Source organism: Marinobacter sp. Arc7-DN-1 (assembly GCF_003441595.1).
GTDB classification, from domain to species: domain Bacteria; phylum Pseudomonadota; class Gammaproteobacteria; order Pseudomonadales; family Oleiphilaceae; genus Marinobacter; species Marinobacter metalliresistant.
This window is the reverse complement of sequence record NZ_CP031848.1, coordinates 748,430-773,483: the sequence shown is the minus strand read 5'-3', so window position 1 is coordinate 773,483 and position 25,054 is coordinate 748,430. Positions and strand designations below refer to the sequence as shown.

Annotated in this window: 24 protein-coding genes; 13 read left to right on the top strand and 11 right to left on the bottom strand. The window is 58.3% G+C overall.

What is annotated here, in order from left to right:
• Positions 1 to 2 precede the first annotated feature (2 nt).
• The 3 genes from D0851_RS03595 to murB all read left to right on the top strand — a co-directional run bounded on the left by D0851_RS03595 (position 3) and on the right by murB (position 2,118).
• The gene (locus D0851_RS03595; protein WP_117617397.1) at positions 3 to 191 is read left to right on the top strand and encodes a Trm112 family protein; all 189 of its coding nucleotides are present in this window, start codon (positions 3 to 5) and stop codon (positions 189 to 191) included.
• 28 nt (positions 192 to 219) lie between these two features.
• Positions 220 to 1,014 (top strand): 3-deoxy-manno-octulosonate cytidylyltransferase, encoded by a 795-nt coding sequence (kdsB, locus tag D0851_RS03590; protein WP_117617396.1) that lies wholly within the window; start codon positions 220 to 222, stop codon positions 1,012 to 1,014.
• Between the two features lie 63 nt (positions 1,015 to 1,077).
• Positions 1,078 to 2,118 (top strand): UDP-N-acetylmuramate dehydrogenase, encoded by a 1,041-nt coding sequence (gene murB / locus D0851_RS03585; RefSeq protein WP_117617395.1) that lies wholly within the window; start codon positions 1,078 to 1,080, stop codon positions 2,116 to 2,118.
• A gap of 56 nt (positions 2,119 to 2,174) precedes the next feature.
• On the opposite strand, the gene D0851_RS03580 is transcribed toward murB, so the two are convergent.
• Both D0851_RS03580 and D0851_RS03570 read right to left on the bottom strand, forming a co-directional pair.
• Positions 2,175 to 3,908 carry a proline--tRNA ligase gene (locus tag D0851_RS03580; protein ID WP_117617394.1) on the bottom strand — a complete coding sequence of 578 codons (1,734 nt, stop codon included), beginning with the start codon at positions 3,906 to 3,908 and terminating at the stop codon, positions 2,175 to 2,177.
• A gap of 215 nt (positions 3,909 to 4,123) precedes the next feature.
• The gene (locus tag D0851_RS03570; protein WP_117617393.1) at positions 4,124 to 4,621 is read right to left on the bottom strand and encodes an Lrp/AsnC family transcriptional regulator; all 498 of its coding nucleotides are present in this window, start codon (positions 4,619 to 4,621) and stop codon (positions 4,124 to 4,126) included.
• A gap of 145 nt (positions 4,622 to 4,766) precedes the next feature.
• Here D0851_RS03570 and leuA point away from each other — a divergent pair, with 145 nt between their 5' ends.
• A complete protein-coding gene (gene leuA / locus D0851_RS03565) occupies positions 4,767 to 6,461 on the top strand; it encodes a 2-isopropylmalate synthase (protein WP_117617392.1) in 1,695 nt (564 codons plus the stop codon).
• Positions 6,462 to 6,555: 94 nt separating this feature from the next.
• Here leuA and D0851_RS03560 read toward each other — a convergent pair whose 3' ends face one another.
• The 3 genes from D0851_RS03560 to xseA all read right to left on the bottom strand — a co-directional run bounded on the left by D0851_RS03560 (position 6,556) and on the right by xseA (position 10,448).
• Positions 6,556 to 6,765, bottom strand: coding sequence for a cold-shock protein (locus tag D0851_RS03560; RefSeq protein WP_048494874.1), 210 nt, complete (start codon positions 6,763 to 6,765; stop codon positions 6,556 to 6,558).
• Positions 6,766 to 7,081: 316 nt separating this feature from the next.
• Complete coding sequence (locus D0851_RS03555) at positions 7,082 to 8,956, bottom strand: propionyl-CoA synthetase (RefSeq protein WP_117620263.1); 1,875 nt, start codon at positions 8,954 to 8,956, stop codon at positions 7,082 to 7,084.
• Positions 8,957 to 9,059: 103 nt separating this feature from the next.
• Positions 9,060 to 10,448 carry an exodeoxyribonuclease VII large subunit gene (gene xseA / locus D0851_RS03550; protein WP_117617391.1) on the bottom strand — a complete coding sequence of 463 codons (1,389 nt, stop codon included), beginning with the start codon at positions 10,446 to 10,448 and terminating at the stop codon, positions 9,060 to 9,062.
• Positions 10,449 to 10,640: 192 nt separating this feature from the next.
• Here xseA and guaB point away from each other — a divergent pair, with 192 nt between their 5' ends.
• Both guaB and guaA read left to right on the top strand, forming a co-directional pair.
• Positions 10,641 to 12,104 (top strand): IMP dehydrogenase, encoded by a 1,464-nt coding sequence (gene guaB, locus D0851_RS03545; RefSeq protein WP_117617390.1) that lies wholly within the window; start codon positions 10,641 to 10,643, stop codon positions 12,102 to 12,104.
• Positions 12,105 to 12,167: 63 nt separating this feature from the next.
• Positions 12,168 to 13,745 (top strand): glutamine-hydrolyzing GMP synthase, encoded by a 1,578-nt coding sequence (guaA, locus tag D0851_RS03540; protein WP_117617389.1) that lies wholly within the window; start codon positions 12,168 to 12,170, stop codon positions 13,743 to 13,745.
• Positions 13,746 to 13,912: 167 nt separating this feature from the next.
• Here guaA and D0851_RS03535 read toward each other — a convergent pair whose 3' ends face one another.
• The 6 genes from D0851_RS03535 to D0851_RS03510 form a co-directional block, all read right to left on the bottom strand.
• The gene (locus D0851_RS03535) at positions 13,913 to 14,326 is read right to left on the bottom strand and encodes a type II toxin-antitoxin system VapC family toxin (RefSeq protein WP_117617388.1); all 414 of its coding nucleotides are present in this window, start codon (positions 14,324 to 14,326) and stop codon (positions 13,913 to 13,915) included.
• The gene (locus D0851_RS03530; protein WP_117617387.1) at positions 14,323 to 14,565 is read right to left on the bottom strand and encodes an antitoxin; all 243 of its coding nucleotides are present in this window, start codon (positions 14,563 to 14,565) and stop codon (positions 14,323 to 14,325) included. The genes D0851_RS03535 and D0851_RS03530 overlap by 4 nt, the downstream gene beginning before the upstream one ends.
• A 284-nt stretch (positions 14,566 to 14,849) precedes the next feature.
• Positions 14,850 to 15,149 (bottom strand): type II toxin-antitoxin system RelE/ParE family toxin, encoded by a 300-nt coding sequence (locus D0851_RS03525; RefSeq protein WP_117617386.1) that lies wholly within the window; start codon positions 15,147 to 15,149, stop codon positions 14,850 to 14,852.
• The gene (locus D0851_RS03520) at positions 15,149 to 15,397 is read right to left on the bottom strand and encodes a type II toxin-antitoxin system ParD family antitoxin (RefSeq protein ID WP_117617385.1); all 249 of its coding nucleotides are present in this window, start codon (positions 15,395 to 15,397) and stop codon (positions 15,149 to 15,151) included. Before D0851_RS03520 ends, D0851_RS03525 begins: the two co-directional genes overlap by 1 nt.
• A gap of 355 nt (positions 15,398 to 15,752) precedes the next feature.
• Complete coding sequence (locus D0851_RS03515; protein WP_117617384.1) at positions 15,753 to 16,121, bottom strand: helix-turn-helix domain-containing protein; 369 nt, start codon at positions 16,119 to 16,121, stop codon at positions 15,753 to 15,755.
• A 17-nt stretch (positions 16,122 to 16,138) separates the two neighbouring features.
• Entirely contained in the window at positions 16,139 to 16,441 is a 303-nt protein-coding gene (locus D0851_RS03510; protein WP_117617383.1) for a type II toxin-antitoxin system HigB family toxin, read from the bottom strand.
• 508 nt (positions 16,442 to 16,949) lie between these two features.
• Between D0851_RS03510 and D0851_RS20150 the strand changes: the two genes are divergently transcribed.
• From D0851_RS20150 to galE, 7 genes are all read left to right on the top strand, one after another.
• Complete coding sequence (locus D0851_RS20150) at positions 16,950 to 17,342, top strand: hypothetical protein (protein WP_162893685.1); 393 nt, start codon at positions 16,950 to 16,952, stop codon at positions 17,340 to 17,342.
• A gap of 138 nt (positions 17,343 to 17,480) precedes the next feature.
• Positions 17,481 to 18,782 (top strand): TolC family protein, encoded by a 1,302-nt coding sequence (locus tag D0851_RS03500; protein WP_162893684.1) that lies wholly within the window; start codon positions 17,481 to 17,483, stop codon positions 18,780 to 18,782.
• Positions 18,775 to 19,875 carry an efflux RND transporter periplasmic adaptor subunit gene (locus D0851_RS03495; protein WP_162893683.1) on the top strand — a complete coding sequence of 367 codons (1,101 nt, stop codon included), beginning with the start codon at positions 18,775 to 18,777 and terminating at the stop codon, positions 19,873 to 19,875. Before D0851_RS03500 ends, D0851_RS03495 begins: the two co-directional genes overlap by 8 nt.
• Positions 19,876 to 19,878: 3 nt before the next feature.
• Complete coding sequence (locus D0851_RS03490; RefSeq protein ID WP_117617379.1) at positions 19,879 to 22,971, top strand: efflux RND transporter permease subunit; 3,093 nt, start codon at positions 19,879 to 19,881, stop codon at positions 22,969 to 22,971.
• Positions 22,968 to 23,276 carry a DUF3240 family protein gene (locus D0851_RS03485; RefSeq protein WP_162893682.1) on the top strand — a complete coding sequence of 103 codons (309 nt, stop codon included), beginning with the start codon at positions 22,968 to 22,970 and terminating at the stop codon, positions 23,274 to 23,276. Before D0851_RS03490 ends, D0851_RS03485 begins: the two co-directional genes overlap by 4 nt.
• Positions 23,277 to 23,548: 272 nt before the next feature.
• On the top strand, positions 23,549 to 24,049 hold the full coding sequence (tadA, locus tag D0851_RS03480) for a tRNA adenosine(34) deaminase TadA (protein ID WP_117617377.1): 501 nt from the start codon (positions 23,549 to 23,551) through the stop codon (positions 24,047 to 24,049).
• 9 nt (positions 24,050 to 24,058) lie between these two features.
• The gene (galE, locus tag D0851_RS03475; protein ID WP_117617376.1) at positions 24,059 to 25,054 is read left to right on the top strand and encodes a UDP-glucose 4-epimerase GalE; all 996 of its coding nucleotides are present in this window, start codon (positions 24,059 to 24,061) and stop codon (positions 25,052 to 25,054) included.

Here is a 25,054-nt window from a genome sequence, read left to right as displayed (position 1 = left end):
CCATGGATAAAAAATTGTTGGCAATGCTGGCCTGTCCGGTCTGCAAGGGAGATCTGAAGCTCAACGACGCCCGAACCGAGCTGATCTGTTATCAGGATGCCATGGCGTTCCCGATCCGTGAGGGGATTCCGGTGATGCTGGCCAGCGAGGCCCGGACGCTCTCCACCGACGAGCGCCTGCACAAGCGTTGAAACCAGAGGTCATCAGGGTAGCTACACCATGTCTTTTACTGTTGTGATTCCGGCCCGGTATGCCTCCACCCGCCTTCCCGGAAAGCCGCTGGCGGATGTCGCCGGAAAGCCCATGATTCAGCATGTCTGTGACCGCGCCGGCGAAAGTCGGGCAGGGCGGGTGGTTGTCGCGACCGACAACGAACGTATCCGGAGCGTCTGCGAAGGCTTCGGTGCGGAAGTGGTCATGACATCGCCAAACCATGCCAGCGGTACTGACCGGCTGGAAGAAGTTGCCCGGGCGCTCGGTTTTGAACCGGACCATCGTGTCGTTAACGTGCAGGGTGATGAGCCCCTGATTCCGCCGGAACTGATCAACCAGGTGGCGGACAATCTGGAGTTTTACCCGGAAGCCGCCATTGCCACCCTGTGCGAGCGCATCCACGATCCGGAGCAGGTTTTTAACCCCAATGTGGTCAAGGTGGTGTTCGACCATCAGGGCATGGCCCATTATTTCAGCCGTGCGCCCATTCCCTGGGCCCGGGACCATTGGCAGGATGGCACGCCTTTGACCCGTGTCGACGTTTCCATGCCTGATCACATCGGTTACTTCCGGCACATCGGCATCTACGGTTACCGGGTCTCGGTGCTGGGGCAGTTTGTCCGTTGGGCGCCCGCGCCAACCGAGTTCACCGAGTCCCTTGAGCAATTGCGGGCCCTGTATAACGGCGCCCGGATCCACGTGGATGTGGCGTCGGTGAATCCGCCCGCCGGTGTGGATACCGAAAGCGATCTGAAACGGGTGAGGGAATGGCTGGAAAGGAGAAGCAACGACAATGGCTGAACAGGTAGACATTGATTCCTGTGGTACTGCGGGTTTGCTGGCCGGTATCCGGGAGCGGCTGACTTGAGGCAGAATCCGGAGATCCTGGAAGACGTTCAGATGGAGTCGCTGAACACGCTTCGTGTGTCTGCCCGGGCCCGTTTTTTTGTCGAGGTCGAAAGTGCTGCCGAGCTGGCCTGGTCGCTGGAGTGGGCAGCAAAAGGGCCGCACAAGACTCTGATTCTCGGCGGTGGAAGTAATCTGGTGTTTGCCGGTGATTTCCGGGGGCTGGTTGTTCGCATGGCCATCCGGGGGCGGAGCTGGGAGCGAGTCGTTGATCACCGGGCCACGCTGGTTCTGGGCGCCGGAGAGAACTGGCACGAGGCTGTCCTGTACGCTGCCAGGGCCGGTTATCGCGGTATTGAGAATCTGGCCCTGATTCCGGGCACTGCAGGTGCTGCCCCGGTTCAGAATATTGGCGCCTATGGGGTTGAGCTATGTGACTGCCTGGAATCGGTCACGGCACTGGATCGCACCACCGGTGAGTTGGTTGCCCTCAACAATGCCGAGTGCCGCTTCGGCTATCGCGATAGCCTGTTCAGGCACACCCCCGGTCGTTTCGTGATTACGGAAATCCGCCTGGGGCTATCCCGTAACAAGCCCCTGGCACTGGGTTACCGTGACCTGCAGGAGTATCTCGGCGATACGCCGGACTCTGCTCTGAACGCCCTGGATGTCGCCGAGGCGGTCATGGCGATCCGGAGGCGAAAGCTGCCGGACCCGGCCATCATTCCCAACGCAGGCAGCTTCTTCAAGAACCCGGTGGTGGATGTGGCGCAGTTCGATTCGCTCAGAACGCAACATCCGGATATTGTCGGTTACCCTCAGGAGCATGGCATTAAACTGGCCGCGGCCTGGTTAATTGACCAGAGTGGCTGGAAAGGTTTCCGGAATGCCCGGGTGGGTGTTCACAACCGTCAGGCGCTGGTTCTCATTAATCACTCCGGCGGCAGTGGCAGAGACATTCTGGCGCTGGCGGAGGAGATCCGGAAATCCGTTGAGAAGCGATTCGGAGTTTGTCTGGAAATGGAACCCGGCATTGTTGCCGGGGCCGGGAGCCTCTGACGGCACTCGTTCGGTAGTACCGTCAGCGTTTCAACCCGTCGTCCGACGGGTCGGGATTAAAGCCCTTTACGGGGCGAAGCATTCACCAGGAAAGGCAGTGCTTCAGCCACCGGGATATCCTGTTTTTCCTCATCCCGGCGTCCCTTGTACTCGAGGGTGCCCGCCGCAAGGCCTCGCTCTGAGACCACGAACCGGTGCGGAATACCAATCAGTTCCATATCGGCAAACTTCACACCCGGGCGCTCGTTCCGGTCATCCAGCAGGACGTCATAGCCCGCCTGGCGCAGCTGTTCATACAGTTTCTCGCCAGCTTCGGCAACCGTGGGTGATTTGTGGGCGTTGAGTGTGATGATGGCCACCTGGAACGGGGCAATGGCGTCCGGCCAGATGATGCCCTTATCGTCGTGGTTCTGTTCAATGGAGGCGGCGACGATCCGGGATACGCCGACACCATAGCAACCCATGTCCATGATCACGCTTTTGCCGTTCTCGTCCAGGACCGTCGCGTTCATGGCGGTGCTGTATTTGTTGCCGAGCTTGAAGATATGGCCAACCTCGATGCCCCGGCGGATTTCCAGGGTGCCCTTGCCGTCCGGGCTCGGGTCGCCTTCGACGACATTGCGCAGATCCTCCACGCGATCCACCGGGACGTCCCTTTCCCAGTTCACGCCGGTCAGGTGGAAGCCGTCCCGGTTGGCGCCGCAGACAAAGTCCGCCAGGTGAGCGGCACTGCGATCAACAATCACCGGTACGTTCAGCTTGACCGGGCCAATGGAGCCGGCCTTGCAGCCAATGACCTGCTCGATTTCCTCATCCGTAGCCATGGTCAGCGGCTCAGCCACGCCTGCCAGGTTCCCGGCCTTGATCTCGTTCAGGGTGTGGTCGCCCCGGAGGATCAGTGCCACCAGGCCTGAGTGGCCTTCCTCATCGGCCTCGGCCTTGACCAGCAGGGTCTTGACCGTGCGCGTGGCATCAATGCCCAGGAATTCAGACACCGCGTCAATGGTTCTCTGGTCCGGAGTGGCGACCTCTTTCAGCGCTTCAGCAGGCGCCGGGCGCTGGCCGGCAGGGGCCACGGCCTCGGCCTTTTCGATGTTGGCGGCGTAGTCGCTGTCGGTGCTGAAGACGATGTCGTCCTCACCGGAGGAAGCAAGCACATGGAATTCATGGGAGGCACTGCCGCCAATGGCGCCCGAATCAGCCTGTACCGGGCGGTAATCCAGCCCCAGGCGATCGAAAATCGCGCAGTAAGTGCGGTGCATGAGCTGGTAGGTCTCATCCAGGGACCCGGCATTGATATGGAAGGAGTAGGCGTCCTTCATGATGAATTCCCGGGCACGCATCACGCCGAACCGGGGACGGCGCTCATCCCGGAATTTGGTCTGGATCTGATAGAAGTTGGCCGGCAGTTCCTTGTAGCTCTTGAGCTCGTTGCGGATCAGGTCGGTAATGACCTCTTCGTGGGTCGGGCCAAAACAGAAGTCCCGGCCGTGACGGTCATTCATCCGCAGCAGTTCTCCGCCATACTGGGTCCAGCGGCCGGATTCCTGCCACAGTTCCGCGGGCTGAACAGCCGGCATCAAAACTTCCTGGGCACCGCTCCTGTCCATCTCTTCACGAACAATCCGTTCAACCTTGCGCAGAGTCCGTAGCCCCATCGGCAACCAGGTGTATAACCCGGCAGCCAGTTTGCGGATCATGCCGGCGCGCAACATCAGCTGGTGGCTGATGATTTCCGCGTCGGCGGGGGTCTCTTTCTGGGTGGCAATCAGGTAACGGCTTGCTCGCATCGTGTCTTCCGTTTGTCAGAAATCTGGAGTGTTAGACTAATGGACAGTCGGCGGTTGCCCCGCCGCAGCCTTTATTTGTCGTAAAGTGGTCGTTATTGTACGGAGCCTGTTGCACAAGGTACAGATGATGACCGACGAATCCATTGATGTTGCCCCGCGGCGTCGGCCGGTCCAGGCTCGCAGCCGAGCCTGCGTTCGCGAACTGGTGTCCTGAATCAGGACAGGTAGCCCAGGGGCAGGGCGGTACTGTCTGTTACCCGTCGAAGCACAAAGCTTGAATGTACACCACTGACCCCCTGAATCCGGGTGATCCGGTTGAGCAGGAAATGGTGGTAGTGGTCCATATCCGGAACCACGACTTTGAGCATGTAATCGGCATCCTGTCCGGTGATCAGGTAGCACTCCTGCACTTCCGGGTATTCGGCAACCTGTTCTTCGAAGGTGGCAAAACGCTCTGGCGTGTGTCGGTCCATGCCGATCAGTATGATCGCCGTGAGTGACAGGCCCAGCTTCTTGTGGTCCAGGATGGTCACAGTCCTGACAATGATGCCCGCTTCCTCAAGGGCCCGAACCCGGCGCAGGCAGGGAGAGGGAGAAAGCCCCACCTTTTCCGCCAGTTCCTGGTTGGTCAGGGAACCGTCGTTCTGGACCTGTTCGAGGATCCGCCGGTCAATTTTATCGATTTTGATGAGATTTTTCTGATTATGTGGCATAAAATTCCATGAATATTATATAAATAGCAATTAATGAATTAAAAAGTACGCTTTTCAACCAAACTTCGCAATCAAATATCAGCGTTATCGCGTTAACCTGTACGCACTGAGAATTTCACCCCCGAAACTGCAAGGAATAACACGCATGGCTTTCGATCATCGCAAATACGTTGCGTTCAAACCTGTTGCCAAAACCGATCGCCGCTGGCCCGACAAGGTCATCGAAAAGGCGCCGGCCTGGTGTGCGGTAGACCTTCGGGACGGTAACCAGGCGCTGGTGAAGCCCATGTCGGTTGCCCAGAAGCAGCGGATGTTCGATTTACTGGTCAAGCTGGGCTTCAAGGAAATTGAAATCGGTTTTCCTGCTGCGAGTCAGCCTGACTTTGACTTCTGCCGCAAGCTGATCGAGGAAAACCGCATTCCCGAGGATGTAAAGATCCAGGTACTGACCCAGGCCCGGCCGGAGCTGATCGAGCGCACCTACGAAGCGCTCTCTGGTGTCCGCAAGGCCATCGTGCATGTCTATAACTCGACATCGACCGTGCAGCGGGAGCAGGTGTTCGGGCTCGACCGCGACGGCATCCGTGATATTGCGGTAAATGGCGCGAAGGTGGTCAGGGACATAGCGGCACGCCATCCGGAAACGGAATGGACGTTCCAGTATTCACCGGAAAGTTTCACTGGCACCGAGCTGGATTTCGCGGCGGAAGTGATCGATGCCGTGAGCGACGTCTGGCGTCCGGACCAGGGGCAGCCGATGATCATCAACCTCCCAGCGACCGTTGAAATGGCTACGCCGAACGTGTTTGCCGACCAGATTGAATGGATCTGCGACAACATCAGGCGTCGTGAGCACATCAGTATCAGTGTGCATACCCACAACGACCGCGGCTGCGCCGTGGCGGCTGCGGAACTGGCTGTGATGGCCGGTGCCGACCGCGTTGAGGGTACCCTGATGGGTAACGGGGAGCGTACGGGGAATATGGATCTGGTCACCATGGCGATGAACCTCTATTCCCAGGGCATTGACCCCACGCTGGATCTTTCCGGAATGGCGGAGATCAGCGAGCTGGTTGAAGCCTGTACCGAGATCTCCACCCATCCCCGCCACCCCTACGCCGGGGAGCTGGTGTTCACCGCCTTCTCGGGCAGTCACCAGGATGCCATTCGCAAGTGTCTGGCGCGCCGGAAAGAAGGGGAGACCTGGAATGTGGCCTACCTGCCCATTGATCCGTTTGATGTAGGCCGCCGCTATGAGGAGGTTGTGCGCATCAACAGTCAGTCTGGCAAGGGCGGTGTCGCCTATGTGCTGGAGCGGGATTACAACATCAGCCTGCCGCGCTGGCTGCAGATCGAGTTCAGCAAGGTGGTGCAGAGAGAAGCCGAAACCAACGGCGGCGAGATCGATTCACTGACCATTCACCGGCTGTTCGAGGACCGCTACCTGAAGGTTCATGCTGACTGGGCATTGAGGTCCTACGATCTGCACCGGGACGAAGAGGGCGTTCGCGCCGAAGTGTCCGTTGGCAGTGAGTCTGCACCAGTGCGCCTGGACGGCCGCGGCCTGGGTGCCGTGGAAGCGGTGTCTGAAGCCCTGGAAGGCCGGTTCGGACTCTCCATTGCGGTTGAAGCGTATGACGAGTTTGCCCTGGGCGAAGGCACCAATGCCAATGCCCTGGCCTGTATCCGGCTGACTGCGAATGGCAAGCACTGCAGTGCGGCGGCACTGGCGGAAGATACCGCCTCTGCGACGCTGCAGGCGCTGTTCTCGGCCGTGGCACAGGCGGTGGGAGCCGAAATGCCGGAGCCGGCGAGGGAGGCCGAGGTTGCGGGCGCCTGAGCCAGACCGGCGCCCGGAACGACACAAGCCGGCACGAATGCCGGCCTGTTGATTTTCCAATGCCCGTGAGGGGCAAAGGACGGAACGGAAACCCTTAGACGGGGGTTACGTTTTCCGCCTGGGGACCTTTCGGGCCCTGTGTAACGGTAAACTGTACCTGCTGGCCTTCGGTCAGGGTACGGAAACCGCTTGAATTGATTGCGCTGTAGTGAACAAACACGTCACTGCCACCGTCCTGAGCGATAAAGCCAAAGCCTTTGGACTCGTTAAACCACTTAACGTGGCCAGTTTTAGTATCGGACATTGATCTTTCCTGTCTTTCTGTAATTTGCCCTCACGGGACCTTCAAATTCCATGTGGAACCGGTGCTGAGAAATCCAGAGAGTACTGAGGAAAGGGGCAACGAAGAGCACTTCGGCAGGACGTTGAAACGCATTCACCAAATACCGCTGTATGTTCACAGCATTTTCAGTATAGACCGAGTTCGGGGGCCGTCAACGAAATTTTCAACCCTTTCATGCAGGTTTTAATTTGCCTGGAAACAACGGGTTGTGAGTCAGGACATACAGACCCATCGTCCCCGGTTTGACCGGGGACGATTACCGGTTGCCGACAGGCTGCTAGTGGCGGAATTGCTCGCTGATTTCCTCCAGTATGGCCGGGTCGTCAATGGTGCTGGGAACGGTGTATTCCTCGCCATCGGCAATCTGCCGGATCACCCGTCGCAGGATCTTGCCGGAGCGGGTTTTCGGCAGGCGTTCGACCACCAGGGCCCGCCGGAAACAGGCAATGGCACCGATCTTGTCACGCATCATCTCCACCAGCTCATCTTCCAGCTCATCGTGGTCAATGGTCGCACCATCCTTGATCAGCACGAGACCAATGGGAATCTGTCCTTTCATGTCATCGTGAGCACCCACCACGCAGCACTCCGCGACGGCTGGATGGGAGGCCACCACTTCTTCCATCTCGCCGGTAGACAGGCGGTGGCCGGCAACGTTGATCACGTCATCCGTGCGGCCCATGATGAATACATAGCCGTCATCATCAATGAAGCCGCCGTCGCCGGAACTGTAAAACCCGGAAATGGGTTCCAGATAGGTTTTGCGGAAGCGCTCGTCGTCGCCCCAAACGGTCATCATGCAGCCCGGTGGCAGTGGCAGTTTTACGGCAATCTGCCCCTGTTCGCCCGCGGGTATCTGGCTGCCGTTCCTGTCCACCACCTGAACGTTGTAACCGGGTGAGGGTACAGTCGCAGAGCCGGGTTTGGTGGCCATCATTTCGATGCCGACCGGATTGCAGCAAATGGCCCAGCCGGTTTCGGTCTGCCACCAGTGATCGAGAACCGGCAGGCCGGTATGTTCCTTCAGCCATTCGTACGTCGCCGGGTCCAGCCGCTCGCCGGCCAGGAACAGGCGCTTGAGAGAGCTGATGTCGTAGCGGGAAAGCTGGTCCGCCTCGGGGTCTTCCTTGCGAACCGCCCGGAAGGCCGTCGGAGCGGTGAACAGCATGTTTACCTTGTGATCCTGAACCACCCGCCAGAATGCGCCGGCATCGGGCGTTTTTACCGGTTTACCCTCGTAGAGAATGGTGGTGCAGCCCGCAAAGAGCGGGGCGTAGACGATGTAGCTGTGGCCGACTACCCAGCCCACGTCCGAGGCGGCCCAGTAAACATCGCCGGGTTTGGCGTCGTATACCAGGTTCATGCTGTAGTTCAGGGCAACCGCGTGGCCGCCATTGTCCCGGACCACGCCTTTCGGCTTGCCGGTTGTGCCGGAGGTATAGAGGATATAGAGCGGATCGGTTGATTTGACGGGCACCGGGTCAGCCGGTTCGGCGGCCGCCATCAGTTCGTTCCAGTCGAAATCACGGCCCGGGCTCAGGTCTGCCTTTGCCTGGGGTCTCTGGTAAACAATGCAGGTTTCCGGTTTGTGGCTGGCCTGGTCGATGGCCTTGTTCACCAGTGGCTTGTATTCGATGACGCGAGTCACTTCGATACCGCAGGAGGCGGTGATAACCGCTTTGGGTGTGGCATCATCAATGCGAACCGCCAGTTCGTGGGCGGCAAAACCGCCGAACACCACCGAGTGAATCGCGCCGATGCGTGCGCAGCCGAGCATGGCGATAACGGCTTCAGGAATCATCGGCATGTAGATGATGACCCGGTCACCTTTGGTGATGCCACGATCCTTGAGGGCGCCGGCGAAACGGGCCACCTCGTCGGTGAGTTCGTTGTAGGTGTAGGAGCGCTTGGTGTTGGTGACCGGTGAATCGTAGATCAGGGCTTTCTGGTCGCCCCGGCCGGCCCGGATGTTGGCATCCAGCGCCACGTCACAGGTGTTCAGGGTGCCGTCGGGAAACCACTGCCCGTGGCCGTTGTCGGTCGGCTGCCAGATGGTTTTCGGCGGTTCGAACCAGTCAATTTTTTCCGCCTGTTCACGCCAGAAGTCGTCCGGGTTGTCTATTGACCGCCGGAATTCTGAGTGGTAGTCCATATATTCCACCTCATCGTGCCTGTTGTTGTTTTAGTGCGTTTCCTGACAACTTTAGGCCGTTTGAAATCACGGACTAGTAGACCATTGGCTTAGTCTGGCCGGTTTATGGCTCCGTTTCCTCCGCAGATTTGACCGATGTCACCTTTGCCGTCAGCTCACCCTTGGCAACCCGGGCAGAAACGGTTTCCCCGGCACTGACCGCCGATGCCTCCCGGATGATCCTGCCATCACTATCCCGCACGATGGCGTAACCACGGCCCAGGGTCGCCAGGGGGCTCACGACATTGAGAGTCTGTGCCGCGTGTTCCAGGTTTTCCCGCCGATACCTGAGGCCCTGTTGCATCAGCGAGACCAGTTGATCGGTAATGCGGTTCACCGTAGCCTGGTTTTGCGAAAGCTGCCGGCCAGGTGATTGCATCACCAGCCTCTGGCGCAGGTGGTCATTCCTGGTACTTACCGTGCTCAAGCGCTGTCGGATAGCCTTTCCAAGCCTCAGCTCCAACTCATCCATGCGCTGGGCCTTTTCAAGCAATTCCCGTCTCGGATCCCGCAGTCGCGCGGCCAGGTGCCCGAGCTGGGTGTTGAGGCGTTTCAGGGCAAGCTCCATGGCGTTGGAGAGCCGGAACTCCCGCTCACGGAGCTGCTTCAGCCAGTCGGACTGGTCCGGTGAGATTTTTTCGGCAGCGGCCGAGGGCGTCGGGGCCCGCAGATCGGCAACGAAATCAGCAATGGTGACATCCACCTCGTGACCGACCGCGCTGACGGTGGGGATTGTGCAGGCTGCAATGGCCCGGGCCACGGCTTCTTCGTTGAAGCACCAGAGGTCCTCCAGAGATCCGCCACCCCGGCCGATGATCAGTACATCGGCAACGCCATGGGCCTGGGCCCGTTCAATGGCACGGACAATATCGGAGGTTGCTGCCTCGCCCTGCACGGCGGTTGGATAAAGGGTAACCGGAATGGCCGGGCAGCGACGTGCCAGTACCGTGAGGATGTCGTGAATGGCCGCGCCGGTTGGAGAGGTAACCACACCAATGTGTTTTGGTAGTGAAGGTAACGGTTTTTTTCGGGCGTTATCGAACAGGCCTTCGGCGAGAAGTTTGCGCTTGAGCTCATCAAAGGCCTGCTGCAGTGCGCCGAGGCCGGCCGGCTCTATATGCTCGACGATAATCTGGAAGTCGCCCCGGTTCTCGTAGAGGGTGACTTTGCCGCGGATGCGTACCTGGTCCCCTTCTTTTGGCAATGTGCGGATTCGCTGGTTCAAACCGCGGAACATGGCGCAGCGTACCTGGCATTTTCGGTCCTTCAGGGAAAAGTACCAGTGCCCGGAGGAAGGCCGTGAAAATCCCGACAGTTCACCTTCCACCCACACCTGCATAAAACTGGATTCCAGCAGGTGCCTGGCCTGGTGGTTCAGTTCGCTGACGCTGAGTGCCCGGGGGCGGGTGTCCTGAAGGGGAGATGTCACCGGTCTGACTCCGTCGTTATGCATACGCAAAAGCCGAAAAATGGGAGGTTAAAAATAGCGAAATTTCAAAAAGATGCAATCGAACGTTGAAAACGGCGCGGTTTACTGTCCCCGAGAGCCCCTTTATAATGGATCGATTAAGGATTTTGCTTTGTTGTACCGCCGCGGGTACAGCACGGAAATTCCCAACTTAGCACGTTCAAAAGGCGGATCCCAATGCTGCGAATTGCCGAAGAAGCCCTCACATTTGATGACGTTCTGCTGGTTCCCGGATATTCAGAAGTTCTTCCCCACCAGGTTAGCCTGCAGACCCGGTTGACCAAAGGTATCACTCTGAACATTCCGCTGGTGTCTTCCGCAATGGATACCGTTACCGAAGCGGACCTGGCCATCGCCATGGCCCAGGAAGGCGGAATTGGCATCATGCACAAGAACATGACCGTTGAGCAGCAGGCAGCAGCGGTTCGGAAGGTCAAGAAGTTCGAAAGCGGAGTGGTGAAAGACCCGATTACCGTGACACCGGATACCACCGTCCGCGAGTTGGTGGATATCACCATGGCCAACAACATTTCCGGCCTGCCGGTGGTCGATGGCCGCGATCTGTTGGGCATTGTCACTGGCCGCGACATCCGGTTTGAAAGCCGGATGGACACCCCGGTGCAGGACATCATGACGCCCAAGGATAAGCTGGTCACGGTGAAAGAAGGGGCCTGCCTGGACGACGTCAAGGAGTTGCTGCACCGCCACCGCATCGAAAAGGTGCTGGTGGTCAATGACAATTTCGAGCTGCGTGGACTGATCACCGTCAAGGACATTCAGAAGGCCAAAGACTACCCGCTGGCCTGCAAGGATGACCAGGGGCGGTTGCGTGTCGGTGCCGCTGTCAGTACCGGCGGCGACACCGAGGCGCGGATTACGGCGCTGGCAGAGGCCGGCGTGGATGTGCTCGTGGTTGATACCGCCCACGGTCATTCACGGGGTGTGATCGAGCGTGTTCGCTGGGTCAAGCAGAACTTCCCGGAAGTTCAGGTGATTGGCGGTAACATTGCAACCTCCCAGGCGGCTCTCGCTCTGGCGGACGCCGGTGCCGACGCCGTGAAGGTGGGTATTGGTCCCGGTTCTATCTGCACTACCCGCATTGTCGCCGGCATTGGCGTACCCCAGATTTCAGCGGTCTCGAACGTGGCGGCTGCCCTGAAGGAACGCGGCGTACCGCTGATTGCCGACGGTGGCATACGATTCTCTGGCGATATCGCCAAGGCCATAGCCGCCGGTGCCCATTGCGTCATGATCGGCAGCCTGCTGGCCGGTACCGATGAAGCACCCGGCGAGGTTGAGCTGTTCCAGGGCCGCAGCTACAAGGCATACCGTGGCATGGGCTCAATCGGCGCTATGGGGCAGGGCTCCAGCGACCGTTACTTCCAGGATGCCAGCAAGGGTATCGAAAAGCTGGTGCCCGAGGGCATTGAAGGCCGTGTCGCCTGCAAGGGGCCAATGCGCAACATCGTTCACCAGCTGATTGGCGGCCTGCGTGCTTCCATGGGCTACACCGGTAGCGCCACAATGGAAGAGATGCGTACCAAGCCGGAATTTGTGCGCATCACCAACGCTGGTATGCGTGAGAGCCACGTGCACGATGTGACCATCACCAAAGAAGCGCCAAACTACCGTATCGGTTAATCATTGCCTGACCAGACGCGGCTCCCCTGAGGGCCGCGTTGTTCATTTAGCTCCGAGGACTCCATGGCCCAGAACATTCACGACCACCGCATCCTGATTCTCGATTTCGGTTCCCAGTACACCCAGCTCATTGCCCGCCGTGTACGGGAGATTGGCGTCTACTGTGAGATCAGGGCGTTTGATATTACCGAGGAAGAACTCAACGAGTTCAACCCGAAAGGGATTGTTCTTGCCGGTGGGCCTGAGTCGGTCACACAGCTGGGCGGCCCCCGGGCGCCGGAAGGCCTGTTTGATCGCGGCATTCCGGTCCTCGGTATCTGTTACGGCATGCAGACCATGGCGGAGCAGCTCGGCGGCCGGGTTGCCAGTTCCGAGAAGCGGGAATTTGGCTACGCCCAGGTGAAAGTGCGCGCCACCGGCCCGCTGCTACGGGATATCACCGATCACCTGACCACCACCGGCGATTCGTTGCTGGATGTCTGGATGAGCCACGGTGACAAGGTGGTGGCTATGCCAGAAGGCTTCGAGCTGCTGGCGTCTACCGAAAGCGCCCCCATTGCCGCCATGCAGGACCTGAGCCGGAACCTCTATGGTGTTCAGTTCCATCCGGAAGTGACCCATACGCTTCAGGGCAAGCGGATTCTCGAGCATTTTATTCTGGACGTGTGTGGTTGCGAGGCGCTGTGGACGCCGGCGAAGATCGTGGACGACGCGGTTCGGCAGATCCGGGATCAGGTAGGCAGCGACAAGGTGCTGCTGGGCTTGTCCGGGGGTGTCGACTCCTCCGTGACTGCTGCGTTGCTGCACCGGGCGATCGGTGACCAGCTGACCTGTGTGTTCGTGGATAACGGCCTGTTGCGTCTCCACGAAGGCGACCAGGTGATGGACATGTTTGCCCGCAATATGGGCGTGAAAGTAATCCGGGTGGATGCAGAAGACCTGTTTCTGTCTAAACTCAAGGGCATCAATGATCCTGAGCAGAAGCGCAAGATCATCGGCAACACCTTTATCGATGTATTTGACAGCGAAGCGGCCAACATCCGCGATGTGAACTGGCTCGCCCAGGGCACCATTTATCCGGACGTAATCGAGTCAGCCGCCTCCAAGACCGGTAAGGCGCACGTCATCAAATCTCACCATAACGTGGGTGGCCTGCCGGAAACCATGAAAATGAAGCTGGTGGAGCCGCTGCGGGAACTGTTCAAGGATGAGGTGCGCCGGATTGGCCTTGAGCTGGGCCTGCCTTACGATATGGTCTATCGTCACCCGTTCCCGGGTCCGGGCCTGGGCGTGCGCATTCTCGGTGAAGTGAAAAAGGAATACGCCGATATCCTGCGCAAGGCAGACGCCATCTTCCTGGAAGAGCTCCACCGTGCCGATCTCTACCACAAGACCAGCCAGGCGTTTGCCGTGTTCCTGCCGGTCAAGTCGGTAGGCGTGGTTGGCGATGCCCGCCGCTACGAGTACGTGGTGGCCCTGAGAGCGGTTGAGACCATCGACTTCATGACAGCCCGCTGGGCACATCTGCCGTACGACCTGCTTGAAACGGTCTCCAACCGGATCATCAACGAGATTACCGGTGTGTCCCGGGTAACCTACGACGTATCCTCCAAGCCGCCGGCGACCATTGAGTGGGAGTGACAAAAATTTTAACACATTGAAATATAATAATAAAAATTACCTAATCGATAATACAATCTGCATTATCAATGGCATTTTTCATGGTATTATCAAGTAAGAGAAGCGTAAACTGATATCATTCCATAAGTAAATGCCGGCGGGAATGTGTTTTGGGCAGGCGCCGCAGACTATGCCTGTAGCCAGTTCTCCACTTTCAGCCCTGGCACCCGGGAGAATTCCCTGACATTGGCGGTTATAACTGTAAGGTCATTTGCGAGTGCATGTGCAGCAATCAGCAGATCATTTGGCCCAATGGGTGTTCCCTGACGTGTGAGGTGATGGCGTAATGATGCGTACTGGTGGTCGGCGGGTGTTTCCAGTGGCAGGATTTCCAGTGCCGAGAGGATCATGTCAATGCGCTCTGCAAGTTTTGCAGAGTTTGACGTGATTGCGCCATAGCGGAGTTCCGCGGCTACAATGATGCTGGTGCAGACAGTATCCTCGCCTGCCTTGGTGATCTGTGCTGCTACCACGCCTTGCGGATTGCGGACAAGATCGGACAGGATGTTGGTATCCAGTAAATACGCCAGGGATCCATTCATAGCTGCACGTCATCCAATGGAGGCAGGTCATCATCGATATCGGGGAAGGGTTCAGTCAAGGGATCCAGAGAGGCTAGCAGCGCCAGCAGCCTGCCTTTACGGATCGGCTCCACAATCAGCCGGTCACCCTCCTTGTGGATGAGTGCTTCCTCACCCTCCAACTCGAACTCGCGAGGGATGCGTAGGGCCTGGTTGCGCCCGTTGCGAAAGAGGCGTACATGGCGTTCAGAAGTTGACATTCGAATATCCTCCGGCTTATAAGGCATATGTCAAAGCATATGCCTAGGAGTCCGGTAAGTCAACCGATCCTGTAAGTGTGCGGCGTGACAGCGTTATCCCGGTAAGTTACAAGGTGATTAGCAGCACAACTGTACATGGTATCTGTCATGGTAATGTCACTTACCAATATGCTTAAGCTATTGAAAATAAAGTATAAAAATGACCAGTTTGTAATTGAGTGGGAGTAGGCCAGATCTGGCACTGGCAGGCAACAGCAGGCATGTCACCCTTAATACCTGATTGTTCAGTCAGGTAGAAAATAAGTAATGATATCCATCTCCTTGTGCGGGACGCCGATAATATCAATGCCTTTTTCACCAATCAGGTAGAAGACAACATGCTCGCCTTGAGGGAAACTGTAATAGCCTTCAGCCACATCCAGGCGATGTTTGCCCAACCGTGGATTTTCTGCTAACCAGCCAAAGCGTTTTTCGAGTGCTTTCAGGTAATTATTTCGTTGGCGTTTACCCCAGTGCTGCTCTGTATATCGGCCGATGTTTTTTAAGTCATCCTGAGCCCTCGGGGTAACTCTGAATCCGGGCATCAGACTTCGTTATCCAGATCGTTGATCAGTGTGTCCATTTTGAAATTATCAATGAACTCACTGGCTCTGGCCTGTTCAACGCCCTGCGCCAAATGACTTCGTAAAGCGTCAAGTTTGCTTTTGCGCTCTTCCATTGAGCGTAGGGCATCCCGGACAACTTCACTGGCAGAGCCGTAACGCCCGCTGGCAATCTCATTCTTGATGTAAACTTCCCAGTGCTCACCTAGGCTGAGACTTGTCGTTGCCATATTGCTCTCCAAATATTCATAATTAACAAATATGAATATATATCAAGCTGGAAAGAGAGGCAACCGTTGTTTGATCCGTCAGTTTTTCGAGTGATTAGCAACAATTTCTGAACATGATATTTTTCATGGTATTAACATTAACGGAAATCGTAAGAGTATGAAAATAAATACAAAAAACTGCTCGTTTGTAATTGAGTGGGAATAACCGGAGTCCGCATGAACAAGGGGTCAGAAGAAGGCTTTCTTCTGACCCCGGCTTAACTGACGCCAGGCCCGAAAAAGCAATGTCCCGGACAGGCGCCGATCAATATTTGAGCAGAAAATAAATCTGGGTGTCTCCTTTTCCTTTTTTTGGTCAGGCATGAGCTTGAGGCGGTTTGATCAGCGATTCAGCCGGAATACCCAAGCCTTCGTGGAGCTTCCAGATCATCTTCAAAGTCAGCGAGCGCTTGTGATTTAGGATCTCGTACACGCGATTACTTTTGCCGATCATCGGCTCCAGGTCTTTAGCGGTTAAGCCCTTGCGTTCCATTTCGAACTTGATCGCCTCAACAGGATCAGGCAAATCCATCGGGAAATGCTTGGCTTCATAAGCCTCGATCAGTGTGACCATGACATCCAGCTTTTCGCCTTCTGAGGTGTCTGGTCCAGCCATCATCAGGCTTTCAATTTCTTTTAATGCCGCTTGGTAGTCGGTATCAGTTTTAATCGGTTTGATATCCATCGTTAATCCTCCGGCAGTTAAATCGTTTGCACATCAATCTTGTCATACTGTGAGTGGGTGCCAATAAAGCGGATGTATACGACGCGATAGGCGTAGCTTATCCAGACCACAAGTCGATACTTGTTCCCCGCAATATTGAACACCACCCGGCCATCCTTGAGGATGCTTGCGTTCCTGAAGTCCTGCTTTACCTCTGCAGGTGAGCTCCAATCGGCATGTTGGGTATGACGGTGCCAGGCCAGTGTCGGCTCTTTGGCATCCTGGTACTCCGGGTTTTCTTCCCAGAAGGCTTTCAGTGTCGATAGTGCGATGATTCTCATGCTTAAAACGTTAGTCCCAATACGGGACTATTACAACAGTTTTTGGATGTACCCTAATTTGGCTGACGACCTTGGTCGTTATCCCCATACTGGAAACAAGGAATGACTCGTCCGGCACATCCGAAGAAAGAGATTGAAACCGCGCTCAAGCATGCGGAAGAGGAGGGCTGGCGAGACGGTACCGGAGGATTGATCTATGGAATACATTTTTACGCTGAAGTACTAACTGTCCGACCGCGACTGTGACCCGGATGCGCTGGTGGAGCGCCTGATCGAGGCCTCGCCGGATCTTGTCGGCTTGACGGATGTGGCGGACGTCGTGGGCGTTCTCACGTCAAGTCCCGTGAACAAGGGGTCAGAAGAAAGCTTTCTTCTGACCCCGGCTTAACTCAGGTCGTCAAAGCTGCTGGCGGCCGGATTGCCATGATTCAGGTATATGGTGCGGGTCTTCTGCTTGAGCTAACAGGTTATTGCCCGGCATCGGAGAACTGAGTATGATCCCGAAACCATGCATCGATCACAATTAACCACGCTCACGAAAATCTTCTGGGTAGCCTACCTGGCTATCGCCCTGGTGTTTATCCAGGGCGCGCGGTTGCACATGCATACTTACGATCATGAGTCGACCACGTCGGAACATGCGCATCAGGAACATGGCCACGTCGACTACGGAGTTTCGGCTAAGAAACATCCTGACCAAGTGGGTCAAATCGACCTGTCTCAACAAGGAGTCCTGAAAAAACTGCCGCCTGGATCGCTGGTCATCGCTTTGTTTTCGGCAGTGATCCTGCTTCTGCCGAGACGGCTTTGCTCCCGGATATCGTGGCGCCTCTATCGCCATGCACCATTCCTCTCTTCCGCTTTCAGTCTAAGACCGCCCCTGCGCGCACCCCCGCTCTGAGACTCTGAGACTTCCCTTTAGATGGTTTTGCCTGCGAAGACCTGCCGTTGGTCTGTGCTGAGCAATGCCGCATGGCTTTTTATCTTGAATGCTTTTCCGCGCGTGTCGTATCACCGACGCAGCGCTCAGGAGTGGGTAATGTTCAATGTTTTGTTCTTGGCGCGCCGAAAAAACCGGCGAGCGGTAGTACTGTGGTTCCTGCTGTCCTGTACTGTGCCGGTATCGGCCATGGGTCAATCGCAGGGTATATGGACACTGGAAGACAGTATCCGGCGCGTGGTCGAGATTGCGCCGGAAATCCGTGGTGCGCAGGCGGCGGTCGGTGCCCGCCAGGGTGCACTGCAACAGGCCGGTGTGTGGCCGAACCCGCAGATCGAATTGCGTGCCGACGACAGTATCGGCAAGGACGCGGGCACCGGAGGCACTGATTTTACCCAGTTTGCGATCAGCCAGCCGCTGCCGCTGAGCGGTCGTCTTGGACACCAGCAAGCGGTCGCCGGGGCGGCCCTGGACGCTGCCCGTGCTGAGCAGAGCTATCAGCAGATCCGCCTGGAAACCCAGGTGGCGCAGCGCTATCACAGCCTGCAGCTGGCTTTGGGGCGCCTGCGCCTGGCACAGCAGCGCCTGCAACTTGCCGATGACCTGCAGAACACCGGGCGCCGCCGCGCCCAGGCCGGGGAGCTTTCCGAGCTGGAGCGTCTGCGCATGGATCTGATCCGGGAAGCCGCGCAACAGGCATTGAATAGTGCCGAAGGCGCCTATAACGAAGCGCTGAGCAGATTTCGTGTCTACTTGGGGCTATCCGGCGAGACGACACCTCAATTGACTTCCCTTAAACCGTTCGGCCTCGTCCCCGCGCTGGAACAGTTGCAAGCCGGTCTGGCGAACCATCCGGCGCTGCTCGCCGCGAAACACCGAGTCGAGGCGGCGCGATCAGGTGTGGACCTGGCCCGTGCCGAGCGCTTGCCGGATCTCAGCCTAAGTGTGTTTCGTGAGCAGGATTTACTCAACGGACGTCGCCAGGATGTCACCGGAATCGGCCTGGGTATCACCATACCTCTCTGGGACCGAAACAGCGGTCGCATCGGAGAAGCCCGGGCTCAAGTCATTGAGGGCCAGTCGGAACTGCAGGTGCTGGAACGGGATTTGGATAGCCGCCTGCGGCAGAGCTATCTGAATCTGAATCAGCTCGTTAAGCAGGGAGAGCATTACCGCACGCGGGTGTTCCAGCCTGCGCAAAAAGTATTCGAGCTGACGCGCAAGGCATATGCCAGCGGTGAGGTGGAGATCCTCTCGGTGATCGATGCCAACAACACCTATTTTGACGCCCACGAACGCTATTTGGAACTGCTGCAAGAGGCGTGGCTGGAGGCCGCGGATCTGCGCCTGGCCGCCGGTCGTGCCCTTGTCGCCACTGAACAGGATACTGATAATGAATAAGCCTTTAGCCACTCTGTTTTTCCTGCTAATCCCGGCGCTGGCGCCGGCCGCTGAACTGGTATTGACTCAGCAGCAACTGGCCAGCGCCCAGCTTGCCACCACTACCGTGACTGCCCGTGAGCTGAAACCACGCCTGGGTCTGACCGCTACCCTCACCGCTGACCGGCGCAAGAGCCACCGTGTTACACCTGTCGTGGATGGCCTGGTGACCGAGTTGCTGATGGTGGAGAATGACACGGTGCATAAGGGACAGGTACTGGCCCGGTTGCGTAGCAATAGCCTGGGCCAGGCGCAGGCGGATTACCTGGAGGCATTGGCCCGCTTCGATCTGGCGCGCGCCGAGCGCGCCCGCATCGAGGGGTTATGGAAGGACGGCATCGTCGCGGAAAGCCGCTGGCTCGCGGTGGACAGCGAATACAAGCGTGCCCGTGCCACCCTGGATGCCCGCCGTCGCTTGTTATCGCTGGCCGGGTTGTCGGACGACCAGATACAGGCGCTGGCGCAAAAGCCCGACCGCCTGGCGGAGTTCGAGCTGATCAGCCCGATTGATGGCATGGTCACCGGTGTCGAGATCGAGTCGGGGCAACTGGCTACCGCTGGCCAGGCCGCTTTTCATGTCGACGACCTGTCCAGCCTGTGGGCCGAGGTACGAGTGCCGGTGGCAAGCCTGCCCCGGATCGAGCTGGGAGCGGAAGTCCTGATCCAGGTTGAGGCCAGCCCCGGGCGTGAATACCGCGGGCGGCTGCAATCTCTGGGCGGGGAAGTGGAGCGTCAAAGCCAGACCCTGGGCGGTCGAATCGTGGTCGACAACCCGGACGACGTCTTGCGGCCTGGCATGTACGCTGCCGTGACGCTGACCGGGATTTCCTACCAGGGCCTGGTGGTGCCGGCCAGCGCGGTGTTCCGGGTCGGCGAGCAGGCTTACCTGTTCGAGGTGACGGGTCCACGGCGCTTCAAGCCGGTTCCGATCGAAATCGGCACGGAGGCGGGCGACTGGATTGCGGTGCGCGCCGGTATCGCGGCCGACACCGAGATTGTCAGCGGCGGTGTGGCCGAGCTGAAATCGCACTGGCAGTACCAGGGAGGCGAGTAAGCCATGATTGCTGCACTGATTCGTTTCTCCCTGATCCAGCGGCTGATGATCCTGCTGCTCGCTGCCGCACTTACCGTCGGTGGGATATGGGCATTTCGCACCCTGCCGATCGACGCCTTCCCGGATATCGCCTCGCCCCAGGTGCAGGTGATCATCAAGGCGCCGGGCCTGTCGCCCACCGAGGTGGAAAGCCGCATCACCTTTCCCATCGAGGCGGAGATGCAGGGGCTGCCGCGCCAGACCGTGCTCCGTTCCACCACCAAGTACGCCCTGAGTTCCATCACCATCGATTTCGAGGACGGCACCGACATCTACTGGGCGCGCCAGCAGGTGGCCGAGCGCCTCAACCAGGTCTGGGGCGAGCTGCCGGCTGGCGTGGAGGGCGGTCTGGGCCCAATCACCACGCCGCTGGGCGAGGGGTATATGTACCGGGTCGAGGGGAAAGGTTACAGCAACCGGGAGCTGCGCCGTATTCAGGACTGGGTCATCCGCCCACGCTTGCGTACACTCGAGGGAGTGGCGGAGGTCAATTCCCTGGGCGGCGAGGTCAAGGTGTTTGAAGTCGTAGCCGATCCCGAGGCGCTGCTGGCCTACGGTCTGTCGATCGAGGACCTGGAGACCGCACTGGAGAATAACAACCGCAACGCCGGCGGAGACCGCATCAACCGTAACAACGAAGTATTGCTGGTGCGCACTGTGGGACAACTGCGGGATCCGGACGACATTCGGAGCATCACGGTGGCAACCCGTGACGGAATTCCTCTACACATCAGTGACGTAGCCAAGGTCCGCATCAACTCCCTGACCCGCTACGGGGCGGTCACCGCCGACGGCGAAGGCGAGGTGGTTACCGGCCTTGCGCTGTTGCGCAAGGGCGCCAACAGCCGCACCACCGTTGATGGAGTGAAACGCGAACTGGAGGCGCTCAAGACAGCGCTGCCCGAGGGGGTCCATATCGTACCCTTCTATGATCGCACCGAGCTGGTGACGCAGGCGGTATGGACCGTGGAAAAAGCGCTGGGCGAGGCCGTGGTGCTGGTGTTGCTGGTGTTGATCATCATGCTTGGCAACCTCCGGGCCGCCTTGACCGTCGCGCTGATCTTGCCGCTTTCGGTGCTGTTCACCTTTGTAATGATGCGCCTGTTCGGCGTCAGCGCCAATCTCATGTCGCTCGGCGGGCTGGCGATTGCCATCGGTATCCTGGTGGATGCCGCGGTGGTGGTGGTCGAGAACATTCATGCGCAACTCAGTCATGCGCCCAAGGGGATTGGTCGTCTGCACCTGGTCTACCGGGCAACACTGGAGGTGGCGACTCCGGTGATCTCCGCCGTGCTGATCATTATCGTGGTGTTTCTGCCCCTGTTCAGCCTGTCCGGGCTGGAAGGCAAGATGTTTACGCCGCTGGCGGTGACAATTGCGTTCGCGCTCATCGGCTCGTTGCTCCTGTCGCTGACGGTCATTCCGGTGTTCGCCAGCCTGTTGATGCGCGGTGGCGCGGAAAAGGATAACCGGGTGCTGGCTTTGCTGAAACAGGCCTATCTGCCGGTAATGCGTTGGGCGTTGAACAGCCGCAAGACCGCAGTTGGCGGTGCCTTGGTATTGCTGGTGATCGCAGCCGCACTGTTTCCTATGATTGGCAAGGAGTTCATGCCGGTCATGGATGAAGGCACCACCGTGGTTATCATCGAAAAGCTGCCCAGCATTTCGCTGGAGCGCTCGCTGGCGCTTGATGAGCCCTACCAAAAGGCCATGATGGAACTACCCGAGGTCACCGGCGTGGTGTCGCGTACCGGCGCCGACGAACTGCGCATGGACCCCATGGGCCTGTACCAGACCGACAACTTCATCATCACCAAGCCGCGCGATCAGTGGACGGTAAGCCTGGAGGAGTTTCAGGAACGGTTGCGTGAGAAGCTCGACCGCTTCGTCGGCATCGACTACGCCTTCACCCAGCCCATCGACATGCGGGTCTCGGAGATGCTGACCGGCGTGCGGGCCGCGATGGCCATCAAGTTGTATGGCGACGATCTTCCGGTGTTGGAGGAAAAATCCAAACAGATCGAAACGTTGGTCAACAGCATTCCCGGCGCCGTCGATGTCTTTCGTGCGCCGCTCTCGGGTCAGACTTACCTGCAGGTCGAGATCGATCCCCAGGCCATCGCCCGCTTCGGGATCAATGTCGATGACATCAATCGGCTGGTGGAGATTGCGGTCGGTGGTCGTGTGGTCACCGAGGTGATCCAGGGCAACTACCGGGTAGGTGTACTGCTACGCTATCCGGAAAAGTCACGCACATCCCCGGCAGACATCGGTGCGCTAAAGGTGGAAACACCGACGGGAGAAAAGATCCTCTTGAGCAGTCTGGCCAGGCTGCGGGAAGTGGATGGGCCGGTGGCGATCACCCGCGAATCGGCCAAGCGCCAGGTGGTGGTGCAGGCTAACGTCGAAGGCCGCGATGTGGTGGGTTTCGTCGACGATGTACGCGCCACACTGGAACGCGAACTGCAACTGCCACCGGGTTATTACGTCACCTATGGCGGCCAGTTCGAGAACCAGCAGCGCGCCGGCGCCCGTCTGGCGCTGGTCGTGCCGGTGGCCGTCGCGCTGATTTACGTCATGCTGTTTACCACCTTTCGCTCCCTTCGCCAGGCCGGCCTGATCATACTCAACATCCCGTTCGCCATGATCGGCGGCGTGATCAGCCTGTACCTGTCCGGCCTGTATCTGTCGGTACCGGCATCCGTAGGCTTTATCACCCTGTTCGGTGTGGCGGTGCTCAATGGTGTGGTGATGGTGACCTACTTCAACCAGTTGCGTGAAGCCGGCCGAACGCTGCTCCAGGCGGTTCAGGAAGGTGCCGAACGCAGGTTGCGCCCGGTACTCATGACCGCATTAATCGCCAGCCTGGGCCTGGTGCCGCTATTGACGGCGACCGGGCCGGGCTCCGAGTTGCAGCGCCCGCTGGCGGTCGTGGTGATCGGCGGACTGTTCACGTCGACGCTGCTCACACTGGTGCTGCTTCCTACCTTATATGCCTGGACAGAAGGGCGGGCGCAGCGACGCCTGGCTCAACCCGCAACGGAGGACCACGTGTGAAGATTCTGACGCTTATTGTGCATGCCAATACCCAGCAGGAATTGGGCGACCAACTGCGGACCCTGAGCGAGGTATCCGGCTTTACGTTCAGCCATGTGGAAGGGCACGGGGCTCAGGTGGAACGCGACCCGTTTCTCTCGGCACGTGATAAAGTGGTCGGCTACACACCGCGGGTTCGGGTGGATATCCTGCTTGATGACGCCGATGTAAGTGCCGTACTGGAGGCGCTTCGCCAGGCGGAAAACAGCGTGACCGGTGACGCTGTTTACTGGATAACGCCTGTGGAAGAAGGAGGTCACCTTTGATTGAGACAACCGATAGGCGAAAACCCATTCTCGGTCTGGCTTCCGACTCGCCGGTATGATGGCGAAAACGGCTCCCGGAACAGAAGTGTTTTCAATAGATTTTTGATCATGGTATTTTCATCGCACTTTAAATCTTCTGGAAAATCATAACCTGCTGTATTTAAGTGGTTATTTGAATAAGGGGTCAGTGAACAAGGGGTCAGAAGAAGGCTTTCTTCTGACCCCGGCTAAACTCTGCCCCCGGCTTAACTGACGCCATGCCCGAAAAGACAATGTCCCGCACAGAAGCCGATCACTATTGGATGACCCGGGCTCTGCAGCTTGCATCGGAAGCCGCGGCGAAGGGGGAAGTGCCTGTGGGCGCCGTGGTGGTGCTGGAGGGCGGGGAGATCGGGGCGGGCTTTAACGCGCCCATCTCCGGCTGCGATCCGACTGCCCATGCCGAAATCCGGGCATTGCGCGACGCCGCGTCCCGGGTTGGCAATTACCGGCTGCCTGGCGCCACGCTTTACGTTACGCTGGAGCCCTGTACCATGTGCGTGGGTGCCATTGTCCATGGCCGCATCAGTCGCCTTGTGTACGGCGCTGCCGAACCCAAGGCCGGGGCGGTGGAATCGGCACGCCGGACGCTGGAAGAGCCTCATCTGAACTGGGGTGTGACCTCGGTCGGTGGTGTTCTGGCAGATCGTTGCAGTGAGATGATCACTGAATTTTTCAGTCGGCGGCGGGCGGAAATCCGGCGCCTTCGCAAACAATCTTCAGGGAAGGAGTAGTTCCCGCCTATGAAAGTCCTCGTTACCGGCGGCGCCGGGTATATTGGCAGTCATGTGGTTCGCCAGCTGGGCCAGGCCGGTCACGACATCGTGGTGTTCGATAATCTGTCCACGGGTTATCGCTGGGCGGTCACGGCAGGGGAGCTGGTTGTCGGCGATCTGGCCGATGAAGCGGCGGTCGGGGAACTGTTCTCCCGGCACCGGTTTGAAGCGGTCCTGCACTTCGCAGCCAACATCGTCGTGCCAGAGTCGGTCGCCAATCCCCTGAAGTATTACAGTAACAACACCCGCAACACCCTGAACCTTCTGAAAGCGGTCGAGAAGCACGAAGTGCCCTACATGGTGTTTTCATCCACTGCGGCGGTTTATGGCATGCCGGAGCAGACGGTGCTGACCGAGGATCTGCCGCTGGCCCCCATCAATCCCTACGGCGCCTCCAAGATGATGAGCGAGCGGATGATCATGGACCTGGCGGCGGCCTCCGGCCTCAACTACGTGATCCTCCGCTACTTCAATGTGGCGGGGGCCAACCCGGATGGCCTGCTCGGCCAGGCCACGCCCGAGGCGACCCATCTGATCAAGGTGGCCTGTGAGTGCGTCACCGGCCAGCGCGAGGGCATGAGTGTCTTCGGTACCGACTACGACACCCGCGACGGCACCTGCATCCGGGATTACATCCATGTTGAAGACCTGGCCAAAGCGCATGTCATGGCGCTGGATTACATGGCGGACGGCGGTCGTTCGAAGGTCATGAACTGCGGTTATGGTCGCGGGTTCACGGTTCGGGAAGTGATTGATGTTGTGAAGAAACAGTCCGGCACCGATTTTCCGGTTACCGAAACCGGCCGGCGCGCGGGCGACCCGGCGGCGCTGATGGCGGATAACACTCTTATCAGGCAAACCCTGGGTTGGCAGCCTGATTATGACGACCTGAATACGATTGTTGGCACCGCGCTGGCCTGGGAAGCCATCTGGCGGAAGAAAAAAGCCAGCGACACCCATTAA